This window comes from Clostridium fessum, assembly GCF_003024715.1.
Classification (GTDB): Bacteria; Bacillota; Clostridia; order Lachnospirales; family Lachnospiraceae; genus Otoolea; species Otoolea fessa.
Window position 1 is genome coordinate 408,104 of sequence record NZ_PYLO01000001.1, and the last position, 18,212, is coordinate 426,315.

At 49.7% G+C, this 18,212-nt stretch carries 13 protein-coding genes; 4 read left to right on the forward strand and 9 right to left on the reverse strand.

The features are described from left to right. Positions 1-93: 93 nt before the first annotated feature. The 4 genes from C7U56_RS02000 to C7U56_RS02015 form a co-directional block, all read right to left on the reverse strand. Positions 94-1,491 (reverse strand): uracil-xanthine permease family protein, encoded by a 1,398-nt coding sequence (locus C7U56_RS02000; RefSeq protein ID WP_106999933.1) that lies wholly within the window; start codon positions 1,489-1,491, stop codon positions 94-96. A 145-nt stretch (positions 1,492-1,636) separates the two neighbouring features. Beyond that, a complete protein-coding gene (locus C7U56_RS02005) occupies positions 1,637-2,560 on the reverse strand; it encodes an alpha/beta hydrolase (RefSeq protein WP_106999934.1) in 924 nt (307 codons plus the stop codon). A 298-nt stretch (positions 2,561-2,858) separates the two neighbouring features. Then, positions 2,859-6,395, reverse strand: coding sequence for a pyruvate:ferredoxin (flavodoxin) oxidoreductase (gene nifJ, locus C7U56_RS02010; RefSeq protein ID WP_106999935.1), 3,537 nt, complete (start codon positions 6,393-6,395; stop codon positions 2,859-2,861). 346 nt (positions 6,396-6,741) lie between these two features. Further along, on the reverse strand, positions 6,742-8,544 hold the full coding sequence (locus C7U56_RS02015; protein WP_181357145.1) for a VanW family protein: 1,803 nt from the start codon (positions 8,542-8,544) through the stop codon (positions 6,742-6,744). A gap of 331 nt (positions 8,545-8,875) precedes the next feature. Between C7U56_RS02015 and C7U56_RS02020 the strand changes: the two genes are divergently transcribed. Next, entirely contained in the window at positions 8,876-9,730 is an 855-nt protein-coding gene (locus C7U56_RS02020) for a PHP domain-containing protein (protein WP_106999936.1), read from the forward strand. Between the two features lie 108 nt (positions 9,731-9,838). On the opposite strand, the gene hemC is transcribed toward C7U56_RS02020, so the two are convergent. Both hemC and C7U56_RS02030 read right to left on the reverse strand, forming a co-directional pair. Further along, positions 9,839-12,265 (reverse strand): hydroxymethylbilane synthase, encoded by a 2,427-nt coding sequence (hemC, locus tag C7U56_RS02025; RefSeq protein ID WP_233430150.1) that lies wholly within the window; start codon positions 12,263-12,265, stop codon positions 9,839-9,841. A 25-nt stretch (positions 12,266-12,290) separates the two neighbouring features. Continuing rightward, positions 12,291-12,773: a precorrin-2 dehydrogenase/sirohydrochlorin ferrochelatase family protein gene (locus C7U56_RS02030; RefSeq protein ID WP_106999937.1), complete on the reverse strand. Its 483-nt coding sequence runs from the start codon at positions 12,771-12,773 to the stop codon at positions 12,291-12,293. A 494-nt stretch (positions 12,774-13,267) separates the two neighbouring features. Here C7U56_RS02030 and C7U56_RS02035 point away from each other — a divergent pair, with 494 nt between their 5' ends. Both C7U56_RS02035 and C7U56_RS02040 read left to right on the forward strand, forming a co-directional pair. Continuing rightward, complete coding sequence (locus tag C7U56_RS02035; RefSeq protein WP_022359554.1) at positions 13,268-13,525, forward strand: hypothetical protein; 258 nt, start codon at positions 13,268-13,270, stop codon at positions 13,523-13,525. A gap of 185 nt (positions 13,526-13,710) precedes the next feature. Next, positions 13,711-13,947, forward strand: a complete 237-nt coding sequence (locus tag C7U56_RS02040) for a hypothetical protein (protein ID WP_022359553.1) — start codon at positions 13,711-13,713, stop codon at positions 13,945-13,947. Positions 13,948-14,149: 202 nt separating this feature from the next. Here the strand turns inward: C7U56_RS02040 and C7U56_RS02045 are convergent, their stop codons facing one another. After that, positions 14,150-15,316 carry an alanyl-tRNA editing protein gene (locus tag C7U56_RS02045; protein ID WP_106999938.1) on the reverse strand — a complete coding sequence of 389 codons (1,167 nt, stop codon included), beginning with the start codon at positions 15,314-15,316 and terminating at the stop codon, positions 14,150-14,152. Between the two features lie 207 nt (positions 15,317-15,523). Between C7U56_RS02045 and C7U56_RS02050 the strand changes: the two genes are divergently transcribed. After that, positions 15,524-15,775, forward strand: a complete 252-nt coding sequence (locus C7U56_RS02050; protein ID WP_022359551.1) for a hypothetical protein — start codon at positions 15,524-15,526, stop codon at positions 15,773-15,775. A gap of 82 nt (positions 15,776-15,857) precedes the next feature. On the opposite strand, the gene C7U56_RS02055 is transcribed toward C7U56_RS02050, so the two are convergent. Together C7U56_RS02055 and C7U56_RS02060 are read right to left on the reverse strand one after the other, a co-directional pair. Further along, entirely contained in the window at positions 15,858-16,505 is a 648-nt protein-coding gene (locus tag C7U56_RS02055; protein ID WP_022359550.1) for a precorrin-8X methylmutase, read from the reverse strand. 4 nt (positions 16,506-16,509) lie between these two features. Then, entirely contained in the window at positions 16,510-18,123 is a 1,614-nt protein-coding gene (locus C7U56_RS02060; protein ID WP_106999939.1) for a cobyric acid synthase, read from the reverse strand. Positions 18,124-18,212: the final 89 nt, after the last annotated feature.

Here is an 18,212-nt window from a genome sequence, read left to right on the forward strand (position 1 = left end):
ATCTACGTATCACTTTCAGCCATACATTCCATATTTTATAGATGGATCTTATATTTTTATGTACCTATGACCTTTTTCTAATCTTCCTATTTCTTACGCCTCATCCTTCGGCAGCAGCACATTCAGGATAATCGCCATGAAAGCTGCCGGAACGATACCAGATCCGCCGAATACAAGCTGAATTGCTTCCGGCATCTTGGAAAGGATGGTTGCATGTGCACCCATGCCGTAACCAACACCCAGTGCAACAGAGACGATGGTCAGGTTGCGTGAAGTCATCTTCTCTTTCGTGATAAGCTGAATACCGCTAACTACGATCGAAGAGAACATCATAACCGCTGCGCCTCCCAGTACCGACTGCGGCATGATCGAAACGATCGCACCCAGCTTCGGAATCAGACCGCACAGAATCAGGAATACCGCGCCGGTTGCAAGTGCCATGCGGTTGACTACCTTTGTCATCGTAACCAGACCTACGTTCTGGCTGAACGAAGTGTTCGGAAGAACACCGAACAGCGCTGCAATACTGGAACCAAGTCCATCGCAGATAACGCCGCCGGAAAGCTCTTTATCGGTCGCCTCACGGTCCATACCGCCCTCAACGACACCGGAAATATCTCCGACCGTCTCAACAGCGGTTACAATAAACATGATAAGAACCGGCAAAATTGCGCGCATATCAAAGACAATTTTAACCGGGACGATCGGCGGAATGCTGATCCAGCTCGCCTGTGCTACCTTATCCCAGTTTAATACCCATGCTTTGGTATATTCGGTTCCGTCCGCTGCAATGCCCGTGTGAGGAAGCACCAAACCCATGATGAATGCTACAGCATAACCGGCAATAATTCCGACCAGAATCGAGGAAGAACTTAAATATCCCTTCGTTCCGTGCTTCACTGCCAGAATCACAATCAGGACAAAAATAGCAAGCAGCATATTTTCCATGGAACCAAAGTCCTGCGCCGAGCTGCCGCCTCCGAAGGAATTGACGCCGACCCCGATCAATGACAGACCAATCGAAAGAACGACCGTACCTGTTACGACCGATGGGAAAAATCGGCGAAGCGGCTTTAAGAAGCATCCAAGCACACTCTCGAACAGACCTCCGATGATCGAAGCACCCATAATGGCGCCGTACGCTAAAATACCGCCGCCCATCGTAGCCGCCACGCTGTTGAATACACCGATGAAACCAGAGCTGGTTCCCATGATAATCGGAACCTTGCCGCCGACCGGACCAACCGAAAATAACTGCAGCAGCGTGATCAGTCCCGCCACCAACATCGCATTCTGCAGAAGCTCGATCTGCAGCTGTGCCAGATCGTTTCCGCCCGTGATACCACAGGCGCCTGTGATGATCAGAAGCGGTGTCAGGTTACCGACAAACATCGCAAGCACGTGCTGCAGTCCCAGCGGAATCGCCTGTTTTAACGGCATCTTCGCCTCAAACTCATAGGCAGGTCCCGTAAATTTCTTTTCATTTTCCATAGATTTTCTCTCCCTGTACCCAATTTAAAACTACCTTTTTACACAGTTTCCAAAACATTCTCAATTATAAAAAAAAGCATATGAACTGTAAAGATTGTTTTTTCATTTGTATATTATTTTTCATTAAGTAAGTTATAAGTATTACTTATAATTTGCTTACCCAGTCCACAATATCACCAAATACCTCTTCTCGGTTGATCTCATGAAACAGTTCATGCCTTGCCCCCGGATAAAGTTGCATCGCCACATTGGTACATCCGGTTTCTTGCAGATCTTCCATCGCGCGCCGCACACCGCGTCCGCCTTCTCCGACCGGGTCCTCCTCTCCCGATATCAGCAGAATCGGCAGATTTTTCGGAATTCCATCAAAGCCTCTCTTCCGCTTCAAATCCAGCATGACCTGGAAAAAATCGACGAATGCCCCATCGGTAAATAAAAACTGGCAGTATGGATCCGCCTCGTATTTTTCATCCTCCTCCGTCACGCGCGACAGCCATTGATGTTCCGTTTTTCCTTTTTCAAAATAGCGGTTATAGCTTCCAAGAACCAGCTGGTGCAGCCGCTCATTTCGTCCATTTCTTCCTTCCAGCCACGCTGCCGCTGCCACGACGGTTCCGCCCAGCCACAAAAGTGGTTCCGGCTGGCTTCCGGTTCCCATGAAAATTGCGCCGTCCAGCCATTCTCCATAATGCGTGATAAAACGGCGTCCAAAAAACGAACCCATGCTGTGCCCCAGAAGAATATGCGGAATGCCCTGAAACTTGTGTTTCGCAAAACGTGCCACCTGCGCCATCGCACCGTTCACGCGGCGGACACCATTTTTCTCCGCGAACTCGCCCAATTCCCCTGGTTTTGCTGTCCGTCCATGTCCCGGATGATCGTGCCCGATGACCGCAATCCCCGCCCGGTTCATCGCCTGTGCAAATTCTTCGTATCTGCCAATGTGCTCGATCATACCGTGCGCCACCTGAATGACCGCCCACGGTGTTTCCTCCGGCTCCCAGCAGATGCCATGGATTCTGCCGCTCCCATCCTGAAATGGAATATAAAAATCTTTGCCCTGTGCCATCCTGATTTCCCCGCTTTCTAAATGCTATATCGAATTATCTCTCTCAACATTGCCTGAAATATTTTTTATTTTCCTGTTTTATTGAAGCATATAATTTTCAGATCCTTTTCATATACAGGATACCACAAAAACACTCTATTATACGATTTTCCCCCTTAAAAAAAGAATGTGGCTTGTTGTGTAATAGGGAATTCCAAGGAATTTCCTATTACACAACAAAAGCTCCATCTTTCGACGGAGCTTCTGCAGTCATACGTTTTATATATCGTATGTCATATATTCATGAATCAGTGATTCATTAGTTGTTTGTATACAGAGTAACGAGCTTGTTCAGGTACTGATATCTAGCCTTTGCCTCTTCCTCGTTCTTTGCATCCAGCGCGCCGGCTCTATCCGGATTCTTCAGAGCCAGAGATGCGTAACGAACCTCACCCTTTAAGAATGCCTGGTAGTCACCTGTCGGTGCCTTGCTGTCCAGAGTGAACTTCTTGTCCTCTGCAGCCGGATTGTAACGGAAGTTGTGCCAGTAACCGCACTCTACCGCCAGTTTCTCCTCGGTCTGAGCCTTGTCCATACCTTTCTTGATACCGTGGTTGATACACGGAGCATAAGCAATGACTAAGGACGGACCCGGATATGCCTCTGCCTCAGCGATCGCCTTAACTGTCTGAGCATAGTCAGCACCCATGGAAATCTGGGCAACATATACATAGCCGTAGCTCATAGCGATGGAAGCAAGATCTTTCTTCTTCACATCTTTACCGCCTGCTGCGAACTGTGCAACTGCACCGGTCGGAGTCGCCTTGGAGGACTGTCCGCCTGTGTTGGAGTAAACCTCGGTATCGTATACCATGATGTTGATATCCTTGCCGGAAGCAAGTACGTGGTCAACACCGCCGAAACCGATATCGTAAGCCCAACCGTCGCCACCGAATACCCACTGGGATTTTTTAGCGAGGAAGTCTTTGTTCTTCACAATATCCTTGCAGTTCGGGCAGTCGATGCCGTCCAGAGCCTCTACCAGCTTGTCGGTAGCTGCGCCGTTCAATGCACCGATTCCGTAAGTATCCAGCCACTCTTTGCAAGCTGCTTTCACTTCATCGGTCGCCTGTTCTGCCGCCATCACAGCCTCAACCTTACCCTTTAAGCCGTCACGGATTGCGTTCTGAGCCAGAAGCATACCATAACCGAACTCTGCGTTGTCCTCGAACAGGGAGTTGTCCCAAGCCGGACCCTTGCCAGCCTTGTTCATGGTGTAAGGTGTGGACGGTGAAGAGTTGCCCCAGATAGAAGAGCATCCGGTTGCGTTGGCAATGTACATACGATCGCCGAACAGCTGAGTAATCAGTTTTGCGTACGGAGTCTCGCCGCATCCTGCACAAGCGCCGGAGAACTCAAGTAACGGCTGTTTGAACTGGCTTCCCTTAACGGTTGTCTCTTTATATTTATCAATGACATCCTGTTTGATCGGAAGTGTCTGACCGTAGTCATAACCCTTCTGAGCCTCCAGATTCTTGTCAAGACTTACCATCGTAAGTGCTTTCTCACCCTTCTTGCCCGGGCAGACATTTGCACAGGAACCACATCCGGTACAATCCAAGGAAGAAATAGTCATCACGAACTTGTACTGCGGCATACCTGTAAGCGGCAGTGTCTTTGTTCCTTCCGGAGCGGCAGCAGCCTCTTCCTCGGTCATCGCGATCGGGCGGATAACTGCGTGCGGGCACACATAAGAACAGAAGTTACACTGGATACAGTTGTCCGGATTCCAAACCGGTACATTGACTGCGATACCACGTTTCTCGTATGCAGCGGAACCAGACGGAGTTGTACCATCTACATAATCGGTAAATGCAGATACCGGCAGGTTGTTACCCTCCTGAGCATTGACAGCAGCCTGAACGGTGTTGACAAACTTAACAACGTCTGCTCTTCCCTCGGTTGCGTGAGTCATCTCAAGTCCCTCGTCCTCGCCGTTCTTCCAGCTTTCCGGAACCTGAATCTCTACAACGTTCTGAGCGCCTGCATCGATAGCAGCCCAGTTTTTCTTAACAACATCTTCGCCCTTACGACCGTAGGTTGCCTTTGCAGCAGCCTTCATCAGTTCGATCGCTCTCTCCTCCGGAATAATATTTGCCAGCTTGAAGAATGCGGACTGAAGGATGGTATTGATACGGGTCGGACCCATACCGGTCTCGATACCCAGTTTAACACCGTCGATGGTGTAGAATTTAATCTTGTGGTCAGCGATGAACTTCTTAACCTGTCCCGGTAAGTGCTGCTCCAGCTCTTCCATGTTCCACGGGCAGTTTAACAGGAATGTACCGCCGTCAACCAGTTCCTGAACCATGTTGTACTTACGGATGTAAGCCGGGTTGTGACAGGCAACAAAGTTTGCCTTGTGGATCAGGTAGGTGGATTTGATCGGTTTATGACCGAAACGAAGGTGGGACATTGTAACACCACCAGATTTCTTGGAGTCATAATCGAAGTAAGCCTGTGCGTACATATCGGTATTATCGCCGATGATCTTGATGGAGTTCTTGTTTGCACCTACAGTACCGTCGGCACCAAGACCCCAGAACTTACAGTTTACAGTTCCTTCCGGAGTGGTAACAAGCGGTGCGCCAAGCTCCAGGGAAAGGTTGGTAACATCATCTACGATACCGATGGTGAACTGTTTCTTGGTTGTGTTCTCATATACAGCTACGATCTGAGCCGGTGTGGTATCCTTGGAACCAAGTCCGTAACGACCTGTGAAGATCGGAGTCTGATCGAATTTTGTACCCTTTAATGCTGCTACTACATCAAGGTAAAGCGGCTCGCCAAGGGAACCTGGCTCTTTGGTGCGGTCTAATACGGAAATCTGCTTAACTGTATCCGGAATAGCGTCTACCAGTGCGCTGGCTACGAACGGACGGTACAGGCGAACCTTTACAACGCCGACTTTCTTTCCAGCTGCTACGAGGTAATCGATCGTCTCCTCGATGGTATCGTTGACAGAACCCATTGCGATGATAACGTGCTCTGCATCCGGAGCGCCATAGTAGTTGAACAGCTTGTAGTCTGTGCCAATCTTCTCATTGACCTTGTCCATGTATTCCTGAACAATCGCCGGAAGTGCATCGTAGTACGGGTTGCAAGCCTCTCTTACCTGGAAGAAGATATCCGGGTTCTGAGCAGAACCGCGCTGACACGGGTGGTTCGGGTTCAGTGCATTCTTACGGAATGCATCGATTGCATCCATATCTGCCATATCTTTCAGATCTTCATAATCCCAGGTCTCGATCTTCTGAATCTCATGGGATGTACGGAAACCATCAAAGAAGTTAATGAATGGAATCTTGCCCTTGATGGATGCCAGATGTGCAACCGGGGTTAAATCCATAACTTCCTGTACGCTGGATTCACACAGCATCGCGCAGCCTGTCTGACGGCACGCATAAATATCAGAATGGTCACCAAAGATGGATAACGCATGGCTGGCCAGTGCACGAGCAGAAACATTAAATACGCCCGGGAGCTGCTCACCTGCAATTTTGTATAAGTTCGGGATCATCAGAAGCAGACCCTGGGAAGCGGTGTACGTGGTTGTCAGCGCACCTGCTGCCAGAGATCCGTGTACTGCACCTGCTGCACCTGCCTCAGACTGCATCTCTGTAATCTGAACTGTGTGGCCGAAAATATTGGTTCTTCCGTCTGTTGCCCATTCATCGGTAGCCTCAGCCATCGGAGAAGAAGGGGTAATCGGATAGATAGCTGCCACGTCGGTGTATGCGTAAGAAGCATGCGCTGCTGCGTGGTTTCCATCCATGGTTTTCATCTTTCTTGCCATAATGAATATTCCTCCTATTGATAGTGAATGTATTCAGTAATAAATCTCCCCAAATAGATTGTCCTGGAAATTTACCTGATAATATTATAACAAATTCTCGTCAAAATGCAAATAAATTTGATTTATATCCGGTATTATTTTTCGAACAATTACAAAAAAGCTGTCTACTGTTTTTTCAGATAGTCGATAAAACCATAAAATATGAAAAAAAGCGCCGCCAGATGAAGAAAGACTCTCCATCCAGCGGTGCTTTTCATTCAAATGCCGCTTGAATGCCCTTTTATCATTCATTTTTGCAATCTATCTTACAGCACTTTCTATATTTCACCTTAGTTTTGCCTTGATTTTAATTGCTTCCAGGTCCATTTGCTTCCACAACCGGGTTCGTTTCCTCTGGCTCTGGAGTTGTCTCCTGTGGTCCTTCGTTGGATGCCGCCGCTGTCGTGGTCGGAGCTTTTGTCTCGCCGTCAGGGCTGGACGGTGCCGCTGTGGTTGTCTCATGTGCCGCTGTGCTCTCATTAGCTGCATTTGTCTCAGCTGCGGTGCTCTCTGCTGCCGCCGTTGTCTCCGTTGCGTTGGTCGCTACAGTAGCGGAACTGTTACGTTTGATTTGCGCTGCCTTTCCACGATAGCTGCTATTGTGAAAAAATTCACGACTCACTTCTTTATCATTCTCATAGGTAACCAGATCCGTGGACCAGCGGCTGCCCGGAGTCGCTGCCTTTGTCTGCACTTCCTGACCCGGCTGCAAGGAACCATCCTCGGTATAAACCGCAGACGGCGGATCAATCTCGCCTGTCTTCTCAGAAGACATACGAATCTTGACACCCTCTTTCAGAATCGGAACTCCATACAGTGCGATCGTCAGTTTTCGATCAGATGCGCTGAAGCTTGCCTTGATAGCCAGCGGATATTCCGAGTTGTTGACGAACTTGAAGTCCGGTCCGCCGTAGCTGACTGCCGCATCCTCGCCCGGTGTAACGTAGGACGGCTCGTAGCTATGTGCGTGGCGCTCCGTACTTTTAAGCCCCGCAAATACAACCGCGTTATATAAGGTCGAAGATACCTGGCAGACGCCGCCGCCTGGCTCCTGGACAACCTCGCCATTTAAGTATGCGGTTGCCGGCTTGTAGCCTTTTTCTTCGGTTCTCGCACCGGTCGTATTGTTAAAGGAAAATTCCTGTCCTGGTTTGACAATCGTTCCGTTTAACGCTGCGACCGCCAGACGGATATTCTCGTTTCGGTTGCTGTTGGAGGTCGTCGTGGTTGTGTAGGTGGACATTGTCTTGTACTTATCCTGTACCGACGAATCCGCTGCGACTTCCTTCGTCTCTGCGGTCAGAACGGCATCAAACTCTTTCTTGTCAATCGCATCGACCATCGCCTGTGCCAGCTTGTCCTGATCGATGACAAGTCCCTTGGTGCCCTCGCTGAACTCAAACTTGCCCGTTTCCTTATTGTAACCGGAGATACCGCCGCTCTTGGCTGCCATGTTCCAGTTTCCGGCAATCAGTGCTGCCTCTGCCTTGGCATCCTCGATCATATTTTCCGTGTTGACTTCATATGTCTCACCCGGTTTCAGATCACTTGCATAGATCTCCTCGAGAAGCTGATCAACTTTATCCGCCATCAGATTGGTGACGTCGGCCTCTTTGTCCTCGTATTTGACCTTCATCTTCCAGTCAAATGAATCAAGGATCGCCTTGCGCGCCTCCTCCTGCGTCATTCCGTAAATATTGACGCCGTTGACGGTCACCGCTCCATCTGCCACGGTACTCTCCTGTACGGCATCCGATTCGGTCGCCCCGCCTGCCGCGCTGCCCCCACCGCACCCGCGGGAGGCAATCGCCGCTATCAGGATAACCGCCAGGACACCGATCACGATCAAAAGGATCTGTGTAATATCCAGACGGTTTCTTCTCTTCTTTTTATAACGCCCAGAAGTATGCCCACTCCGACCGGCTGCCGCCCGGTTCATCGCAGTATCCCGGCGTCCCGTGCTTGTGTGCGCAGCTGTACTTTTTGTATGGCTGGATGTTCCGGACGACGAACGATGCCCGGTACTGCTGTACGAACTCAGCGTTCCGCCCTCCAATCCTCTATGTTCAAAATTCCTTCCTCCTGAAGAATTTCTGTTGTACTCACTCATTTTCCATCACCTGTCCGTCTTTTCCATGAAATTTTATTATATGTGTTTATTTGAAAATATCCCTGCTACAGTATAGCACAATTCCAGGAAAAGAAAATAACATTATTCTTAAATTAACTTATAAATTTTTTTGATCCCCACAACCGTTTCCTGGTACAAATTTCCACAGCCGCTCTGTTTTTTGTATAACGCTTCTTCTTTCAAATATATCTGATGTAAACAATCATTTTTGTTCCCGTTTACACACTGGCAAACTGCAGCGGGTATCTGCCGCATACTTGACTTTTCCATCTAATGCGGGTAGTCTTACAGCAGAAGGAGGTCTGCATCTATGCAGTTAATTGATTTACACGTTCATTCTACTGCTTCGGACGGAACACTCACGCCCACCGAAGTGACAAAGCTGGCGCTCCAATGCGGTCTGACCGCCTATGCGCTGACGGATCATGATACAGTTGACGGCGTTGCGGAAGCCATGCAGGCAGCCGAGAACACCTCCCTGACTGTCATTCCCGGTGCCGAATTTTCCAGTCCTTATAAAGGAAAAGAAATCCATATTCTGGGGCTCTACCTGAACCCGCACTGCCCGGAACTTTTATCTGCACTGCGGCAGGTCCGCGAGATCCGCAACCGGCGCAATGAAGAGCTTCTCGCTTTATTTCAGGCAGATGGATTTCCCATTAAATATGAAGATTTAATTCATGGAAATGAACACACTGTCATCACCCGTGCCCATTTTGCACGCGCACTGCTTGAAAAAGGCTGTGTCACTTCGGTCAGCCAGGCATTTGATAAATACCTCGGGGACGGCAAAAAATATTACCGCCCGAAGCAGATGATTGAGCCGGAGGAAGCGATCCGCCTGATCCGTGTAGCTGGCGGTTTACCAGCGCTCGCACATCCTCTCCAGTATAAACTTGGCTGGAAAAAGACCGAGCAGCTTCTCTCCTATTTAAAAGAAGCCGGAATGATGGGCATCGAGGTTTATTATTCCTCACACTCTCAATCCGACAGTCTTCATTTACGTGAAATAGCTTCCCGTCTCGGTCTGGTCTCCACCGGCGGTTCCGATTTTCACGGTGCCAACAAACCAGATATCCATCTCGGAAGCGGCTACGGCGGTCTGCGGGTTTCTGCACTGCTGTTGGACAACATAAAAGCCCGGTTACAGCAGAAAAACAGCTAAAATGCTGATTTACCCGCTCACGCTTCTATCGGTTCCGTATGTTCAGGCATTTACAATCTATATGAAAACTTCTTCATGAACCTGCTGAACAGACGTCTGTTTATATGTTTACATATGATAGAGCGCCTGCTCAATCCCTTCTTCCGAGACGGACTCCGCCAGTACGGCTTTCATTCCCGCCGCGCTGGCGGTTTTTTCTGTCTTTTCTCCGATACAGACGGCTGTAAATCCGTTCAATGTCTCCTTATCCGGCTGTAAAATATCCAGGAATCCCTGTACCGTCGATCCGCTCGTAAACGTGGCCGCATCGATCGCGCCCTCTTTTAGGAGTTCACGGATGCGCTCTGCAAGCGGCGATTCCTCCGGCGTGATCGTATCGTAAAGTGTCACATCCATATAGGATATTCCGGCAGCTTCAAATGCCTGCGTCAGTTCCGGCGAACCATGTCTGGCGCGCAGGATGCATACGCGTTCGTTCTGCTTCACCTGTTTTGCCAGCCCTTTTCCGAGATCTGCCGCATAAAAGCGCTCCGGAATATAATCTGGGTAAATGCCGTGTTCCCGGCAGACGGACGCGGTACCCTCACCGATCACAGCAAAACGCAGATGGGAGAGGCTCCTGAAATCTTTCTGCATCCGGTTCAAAAGCTCAAAGAAATATTGCGCCCCTGCCGGACTCGTGAGCACCAGCCAGTGATACGATTCCAGATTCCGAACCAGTTCATACAGTTTTTCTTTATCCGCTGTGCCAGCATCCGCTTTTTCTGATTTTTTCCAGACCGGTTTTAACTCAATCGTTGGAAATTCCAGCACCTCCGCTCCGGCATCGCGCAGATGTTCCGCCAGCTTCTGGCTGCGCTCCTTCGGGCGGGTAATCACGATCCGTTTTCCTGCCAACGGCTTTTCTTCTCTCCATGCACACGTATCAGCAAGCGCACAGACCTCCCCGATCACAAGGATGGCAGGCGCCTTGACGCCCTGACGCACACCCTCTTCCGGAAGTGTCTGCAGGGTTGCGCGGATCATTCTCTGGGACGCAAGGGTTCCGTTCATCAGAAATGCCGCCGGCGTCTCCGGTTTCATTCCCGCATTCAGAAGCCCCTCACAGATCCTCGGCGCATTCGCAACACTCATCAGAAAAATTAAGGTGCCGCCGACCCGAGCAAGTGCCTCAAAATCCAGAGCCGGCATACCCTCCATACGATGTCCGGTAATCACATGAAATGATCCCGCCAATCCTCGGTGCGTCACTGGGATGCCAAAATATGCCGGAACTGCCAGGCTGGAGCTGATACCCGGAACCACCTCAAACGGGATCTGATGTTTCTTTAAAAATTCAGCTTCTTCGCCGCCGCGTCCAAAGACGAACGGATCCCCGCCCTTGAGGCGCACGATCGTTCCGCCCTTTTTCGCTTCCTCTAATAAAATTTCTAAGATTTCTTCCTGCTTCTTCGAATGGCGTCCACTCCGTTTACCAACGTCAATTTTCCGCGTATGCTCCGGAATCCAGCCCAGTACCGCGTCGCCTGCCAAAGCGTCGTAGACGACGGCATCCGCCTGCTCCAGAAGTTCTCTGCCGCGCAGGGTAAAAAGCCCTGCATCGCCAGGGCCCGAGCCGATAAGGTAGACTTTCCCCAGCGGAGACAGTGCAGGCTTTCCCGATAACTGTTCCGCCAATTTTCTTCCAAGCTCCGCTGCTTTCTCTGCATCGCCCTCAATGGAACCAATACAGACTTCTCCCGTTTCTTCCTTATAATAAAGACCTCGCAGCTTGATTTTTCCATTTTCAAGCACCGCCGAAGCTGCCGTCGGCGACGAACATCCGCCTCCAAGCGTGGCGACAAAGCCCTGTTCTGCCCTAGTTAAAACCGCAGACTCCTCAGAGTGAACCATTTTCACAAAAGGGATCTCCCGGTCACGCCGTCCCTGGATTGCCAGAATGCCCTGTCCTGCTGACGGGATCATTTCCTCCACAGAAAAATAACGGCTGATGCGATCTGCAAATCCCAGACGAATCAGCCCCGCCGCTGCCAGAATCAGCGCATCATATTCGCCAGAATCGAGCTTTCGCAAACGCGTGTTCAGGTTACCTCGGATCCCCTTAAATTCTGCATCCGGGAATAATCTCTGCCCCTGTAGGACGCGGCGGTGGCTGGAAGTTCCGATTACCGGGTGTGCCGGAAGCTCGGATAAGCCTTCACGCAGAACCAGCACATCGCGGCAATCTTCGCGCTCTAAAAGCGCCAGCACCGGCAGCTCCTCCGGCGGACAGAGCGGCATATCTTTTAAGGAATGAACTGTCAGCTCGCACCGCCCTTCATAAAGCGCCTGATCCAGCTCTTTTACAAACAATCCCCTGCCGCCAACCGCATCAAGTGGACGGTCAAGCACCTTGTCTCCCGTCGTTTTCATCGTGATCAATTCAAATCCTGTCTCCGGACAGACATTCTGCATCGCTGCGATCGCCATCTTTGACTGAACAACTGCCAGCGCACTGTCGCGGCTGCCTACGCGGATCCTATTTTTATCTGTCAATTTTTAATCTCCTCTATAAAATATATTAAGTATCTTCTACCTCTGCTTCCGCCAGCACGCGGCGTACTTCTTTTGCCACACGATGCGTTAATCCCGGATCCGCTCCGCCAGAAATCAATCCGGCTGTCAGTTCTCTGCCCTGGGCGATCGCCGGGAAATAAAACTCTGACTGACTTTTATCGGAAGCCATATTAAACCAGACGGAATGGCTCGACGCATCCTCCTTGATCCCTGCGTCCGTCCCCGTCTGCCCGGTCGCTGCCAGCGCCATAAAAAAGTTTTTTTCCTGCCAGATCGTATCTCGAACTTCCTCATAGGTTTGTTCAATCAGACGGATTTTCCGTGAATCCGCCAGCTTCCGTATCTCTTCCGAAGTGTTCGGTGCAATCACCGTGATCGCTGCGCCAAATTTTTCCAGCACGCCGACCCGCCTCGATGCCACACTTCCAGCTCCCACAACCAGTACCTGCCGATCTGTCATATCTATAAAAATCGGAAAATAGGACATTTCTCTTCTCCCACTATTTTCGTTTGGTAACTGTTCAGTGCCTTCACAGTCACGCGCAATAAATCCGCAGACCTACTGAACAGTTACTTCGTTTGTTTCTATGCCACCGGAATTGAGTTCATCTCTTCAAAACCGTATTTCCGTATTATTATAAGGTTTCACGTTTTATAAATCAAGCATGAGGCAGATCTATTTTTCATTTTAGAACCTCTTTTGTTTCTGTTCACGGGTAGGCACTTTTGGAACCGAAAGTGCCGTAAGAAAACGTGGTGGCAGCAGGAATTTGCCCTATTGAAATGCGAAGCCACGGCAAATTCCGTTACTTTTTACGTATGCGTGTACAGTAACCCTCTTTTATTAATACCCGTATACGTAAAAAGTAATCCTTGTTTTGTCTTGCCAGAACAGTGCAGATTTTGTATACTTATAACACATTTAAATTCAATACAATGAGTATAAAAAGATTGACTAATACCAATAAAGGAGTTACAACGATGGAAGAATTTTACAAAGCAATCGAAGACAAGATCAAAGCTTCCGGCTATCCGGGCGAGGTAAACGGCGAGGATATCTACAACGACATCTGCGATCAGATGGAGGAAAAAGAAAATGGAACCTATCTGTTTCTCTCCAAAAAAGACAATGGCGTCGTATTTGAATACAAGGTAGACATTCTGGATGAGTCTTTCAATCTCTCCTATGTTCATATTACCGCAAATAACGACACGTTTCATATTGATTTTGACAATTAATAGACAATCTTTTCTTGGACATCCCTGTATTTTTGACATACAGGGATATTTTTTTAAGGATTTTTTTGGAAAATGTGAGCATTGCGCCCTTTATAGAGGTCTGTTATAATTATCATTGTTAAAAGATTGACGAAATTATAAACTGCACACAGGGTTGTGTGCCAATCCATGAAGGAGGGCTAAATATGAAAATCCAGAATATTTCCGATGTAAACACATTTTTTAAAGTAATTGATTCCTGCAAAGGAACCGTCGAGCTGGTTTCCCCGGAGGGCGACCGCATCAACCTGAAATCCAAGCTGTCCCAGTATCTGTCGATGGCAAATATTTTTTCCAATGGCTATATCAAAGAGCTGGAACTGGTTGCTTATGAGAAAGAGGACTTAGACCGACTGATTAAATTTATGTATCAGGGGGAGTAAGCTCTCTTCTAAGGTGTACACGGTATGTATCTTGCCGTTGTATAAAAAAATGTTTGAATGATACGATAGAAACTGTATAAAAAAGCTTCCTGGCTGCATGGCAGATTGGCTCTGCTGCACAGGAAGCTTTTTTCCGTTTTATGAATCTAAGTCAAACCGTTTCTCATACTTCACGCAGTAAACACGCAAACCTTCTAAACAGCTACGCTTCTATCCGCGCCAGCTCTTGAAAGACTTTTTCAATTTCTTCCCGCGACGCCCGGAATGTTCCCTGCACCATCTGGGTGCTCCCACCGCCGCGTCCCTGCAGACGGGCGTTTAATTCTTTTCCGAATGCACGCATATCACGGCCGAGGCTTCCGGCTGTGTAGTTATAACCTGACGCGTCATCGCCAGAGCACACCAGCACGGTCTCTCCTTTTTCCTGTTCCAATAGCAGATTTGCAAACTGACGCACCAGAACTGGCGTCATGCCCTGCTCAAATACAGCCAGCGCTTTCTGACCCTGCGGATAGACGTCTGCCTGCATGGTGAGAATGCGCTGCCAGAGGTGGTTGATCTCACCGTCCTTGCGCCCGCTCTCCTCTTTCAGATGGCTGACCGCCTCCGCCGCCTTCTCCGGTTTTGCAGAAAGCAGGTTAGAGATCGTCTGCATCTGCTCCGTCTTCGCCTCAAAATTCTCCAGCGCACGGTCACCACAGAGCATGGAGAAACGCACGCCACCCTTGTAATTCATCAGGGAAAGCACCTTGATCACGCCGATCTCTCCCGTGTAATCCACGTGTGTGCCGCAGCAGGCACAGATATCCGCCCCCGGAATCTCTACGATGCGGACCTGACCGGTCAGCTCTTTCTTGCTACGGTAATCGATGGTTTTCAATTCCTCCTCACCCGGATATGTCACCTGTACCGGAAGATTCGCCCAGACAACCGCATTTGCCTTCTTCTCGATTTCCTTTAACTGTTCCCAGTTAAGCGGACCATTCAGATCGACCGTCACTTCATCGTGTCCCATATGAAATCCGACATTATCATATCCGTATGCGGCATGAATCAGCCCCGATATGATATGTTCTCCCGTATGTTGCTGCATGTTGGAAAAACGCTGTTCCCAGTCGATGGCCGCGTGAACGGTGCTTCCCACCTCCAGCGGAGCGTCCGTCTCATGAACAACCACGCCATGTTTCTCCTCCACATGTGTCACGTGCACTTCCCCGATCCGTCCGGTGTCCGACGGCTGTCCGCCGCCCTCCGGGTAAAATCCGGTCTGGGAAAGTTCCACCTCAAATCCGTGCTTTGCCGGACGGCAGGCGGTGACGATGGCATCAAATTCTTTTACATACGGTGTCTGATAATATAACGGTTCCATTTTCATTCCTCTTTTCATTTCGTTGTACAATGTTCTGTGACAAATCGTTATGGATAAACATCCATGTCGATCCGCCCGGTTATCTCGATTATTTCAACAAAAAATTTATAGTAAAATATTTCCGTCCTAATTTTCCTGATTTATGGAAACTGTGGCAAGCTGCCCCTCATATGATGAAGTGTATAGAAAATCTCGGAGGACATAACCATGAGTGATTTAGCGGCTACCAACTGCGGTTGCGGATGTGATAACAACGGAGGAAGCTGCGGCTGTAATTGTGGCTGTGGATGCGGCGGTTTCGGCAACAACAACTGTCTCTTCCTGATTCTGATTCTGCTGTGCTGCGGCGGATGTGGCGGCGGATGCTTTGATCACGGATGCGGCGGCAACAACTGCGACTGCCTGATCTGGATCCTGCTCCTGTGCTGCTGCTGTGGCGGCGGTGGCTTTGGCTGCTGATAAACATCCGCCCATATCCAGCATATCTTTTGAGAATGCATCCATGTACATTTTAATACCGCAGATTTAACACCATCACATCTTATTTGCGCGTCAACTGATAAATCAATGCATTGCAGATCGCGGCGGCTACATTGCTGCCGCCCTTTCTGCCTCTTGCCACAATATAAGGAGTGTCCGGCAAGGATATAATCAATTCCTTGGACGGCACGACATTGACAAAGCCGACCGGCACGCCGATGATGAGCTTCGGGTGGATTTTTCCCTCCTGAATCAACTCGTACAGACGCACCAGCGCGGTCGGTGCATTCCCAACTGCAAAAATACAGTCTTTTCCCATTTCTGCCGCCTTGTCCATGCTGGCAACCGCACGGGTGGTCCCGGACGCTGCCGCTTTCTTCGCGACATCCTCGTCCGCCATAAAACAGTAGACCTCACCGCCCAGCGACGCAAGCGCGCGCTTGTTGATGCCGGATTTTCCCATATTCGTATCAGTCACGATGCACGCCCCATTTTTCAGGGCTTCCAACGCCTTATCGACTGCGCCCGGTGAAAATACAAGCGAATCTGCGTACTCAAAGTCGGCTGTCGTGTGAATCACGCGTTTCACAATTGGTGCTTCTTTCTCCGGAAATGTCCGTTCCCCCAGCTCCTCGGTGATAATCTCAAAACTTCTCGCCTCGATCTCCGACGGCAATACCTGACTGAGTTCTTTCATTTTTTCATCCATCTATTTACACTCCCTCTTCCAGAATCCGGTAAATTGCTTCCATATCCAAGTACTTCCGCATCGTGTCTGCCAGCCGGTTGTACTGCTCTTCCCGGTATTTCTCATAATCAAACGATAATCCGCCGACTTCCGGCTCCATTCCTTTTTCTTTCATCAGCGCACAGACAATCGTCTCCGCCACCTCTGCCTTGTCAAAAATGCCGTGGACGTAAGTGCCGTAGAGGTTGTCCCGGCAGCAGCCATCCTGTTTTTCAGTGTGGTTTCCCGCCTGTTCTTCCCTGAGTTTCAATAAACTATGATTTACGGCTTTTTCCTGCTCCTTGATCACGTTCTTAACAATATCACCGCCGACCGATGATGTCTCTCCCATATGTATTTCATATCCTTCCGCCTCCATCCCCGAAAGCCCGGAAAAGATACCGCTGACCGTCCCGAAACATCCCTTGACCTGTGTCCTGGTCTTTTCTTCCTGAAACTGTGTCTGTAACGGCAGAAGTCCCATACCGGAGATCGTACGCCCAGGCACACCCGCCTCGGTTCCTTCCTGATCTGACAGCGTCTGTCCCATCATCTGATAGCCGCCGCAGATGCCCCAGATCGGCGTTCCTCCGGCTGCTTTCTTTAAAACTGCCGCTTCCAGACCATTCTGCCGCATCCAGAGCAGATCCTCGATCGTATTCTTCGTTCCCGGAAGAACAATCAGATCCGGTCGTCCCAGCTCAGACAGGCGGCTCACATAACGCACCGAAACGCCGGGGATCGGGTCAAAGACGTTCAGATCAGTGAAATTGGATAAACGCGGAAAGCGGATGGCTGCAATGTCGATCCATGCCTCTACATGTTTTTCAGATGACTCGTTTTCCTGTTTAAGGGTATTATTCCGCCCTGTGGATGAAAGGCGGCTGCTTAAGCTATCCTCGTCCTCGATATCCACGTCCATGTACGGAACGACGCCGACCACCGGAATCTTGCATAATTTCTCGATCATCTCAACACCTGGATCCAGGATCGTCTTATCGCCGCGGAATTTGTTGATGATAAGCCCCTTTACCATCGCCTGTTCATCCGGTTCCAGAAGCGCTACCGTTCCATAGAGCTGTGCAAACACGCCGCCCCGGTCGATGTCCCCGGCAAGCAGCACCGGCGCACCCGCCATGCGCGCCATTCCCATGTTCACGATATCATCCGATTTTAAGTTGATTTCCGCCGGGCTGCCGGCGCCCTCGATCACGATGATATCGTACTGTTCGGACAAGTGCTGAAACGCTTTCTTGATTTCCGGGATTAGCTGCTTTTTATACTTGAAATATTCCTTCGCGGGCATTGTGCCGATCGGAACACCGCGCACGATCACCTGAGAACCGACATCGCTGGATGGCTTTAAGAGAATCGGATTCATGTCCACCGATGGCTCACAGCCCGCCGCCTGCGCCTGCACTACCTGTGCGCGTCCCATTTCCAATCCCTCGCTGGTAATATAGGAGTTCAGCGCCATATTCTGCGATTTAAACGGCGCCACGCGGTAGCCGTCCTGCTTGAAAATCCGGCAGAGTCCCGCCGCCAGCAGGCTTTTTCCCGCATTGGACATCGTTCCCTGTATCATGATTGCTTTTGCCACGGTGAAATCCTCCTTATTTTTGAGTGTCTTACCAAATAATGGTTGCTCAAAGCTATTTAATTCGAAGCTATTTTGTGCTTAACCGAAAC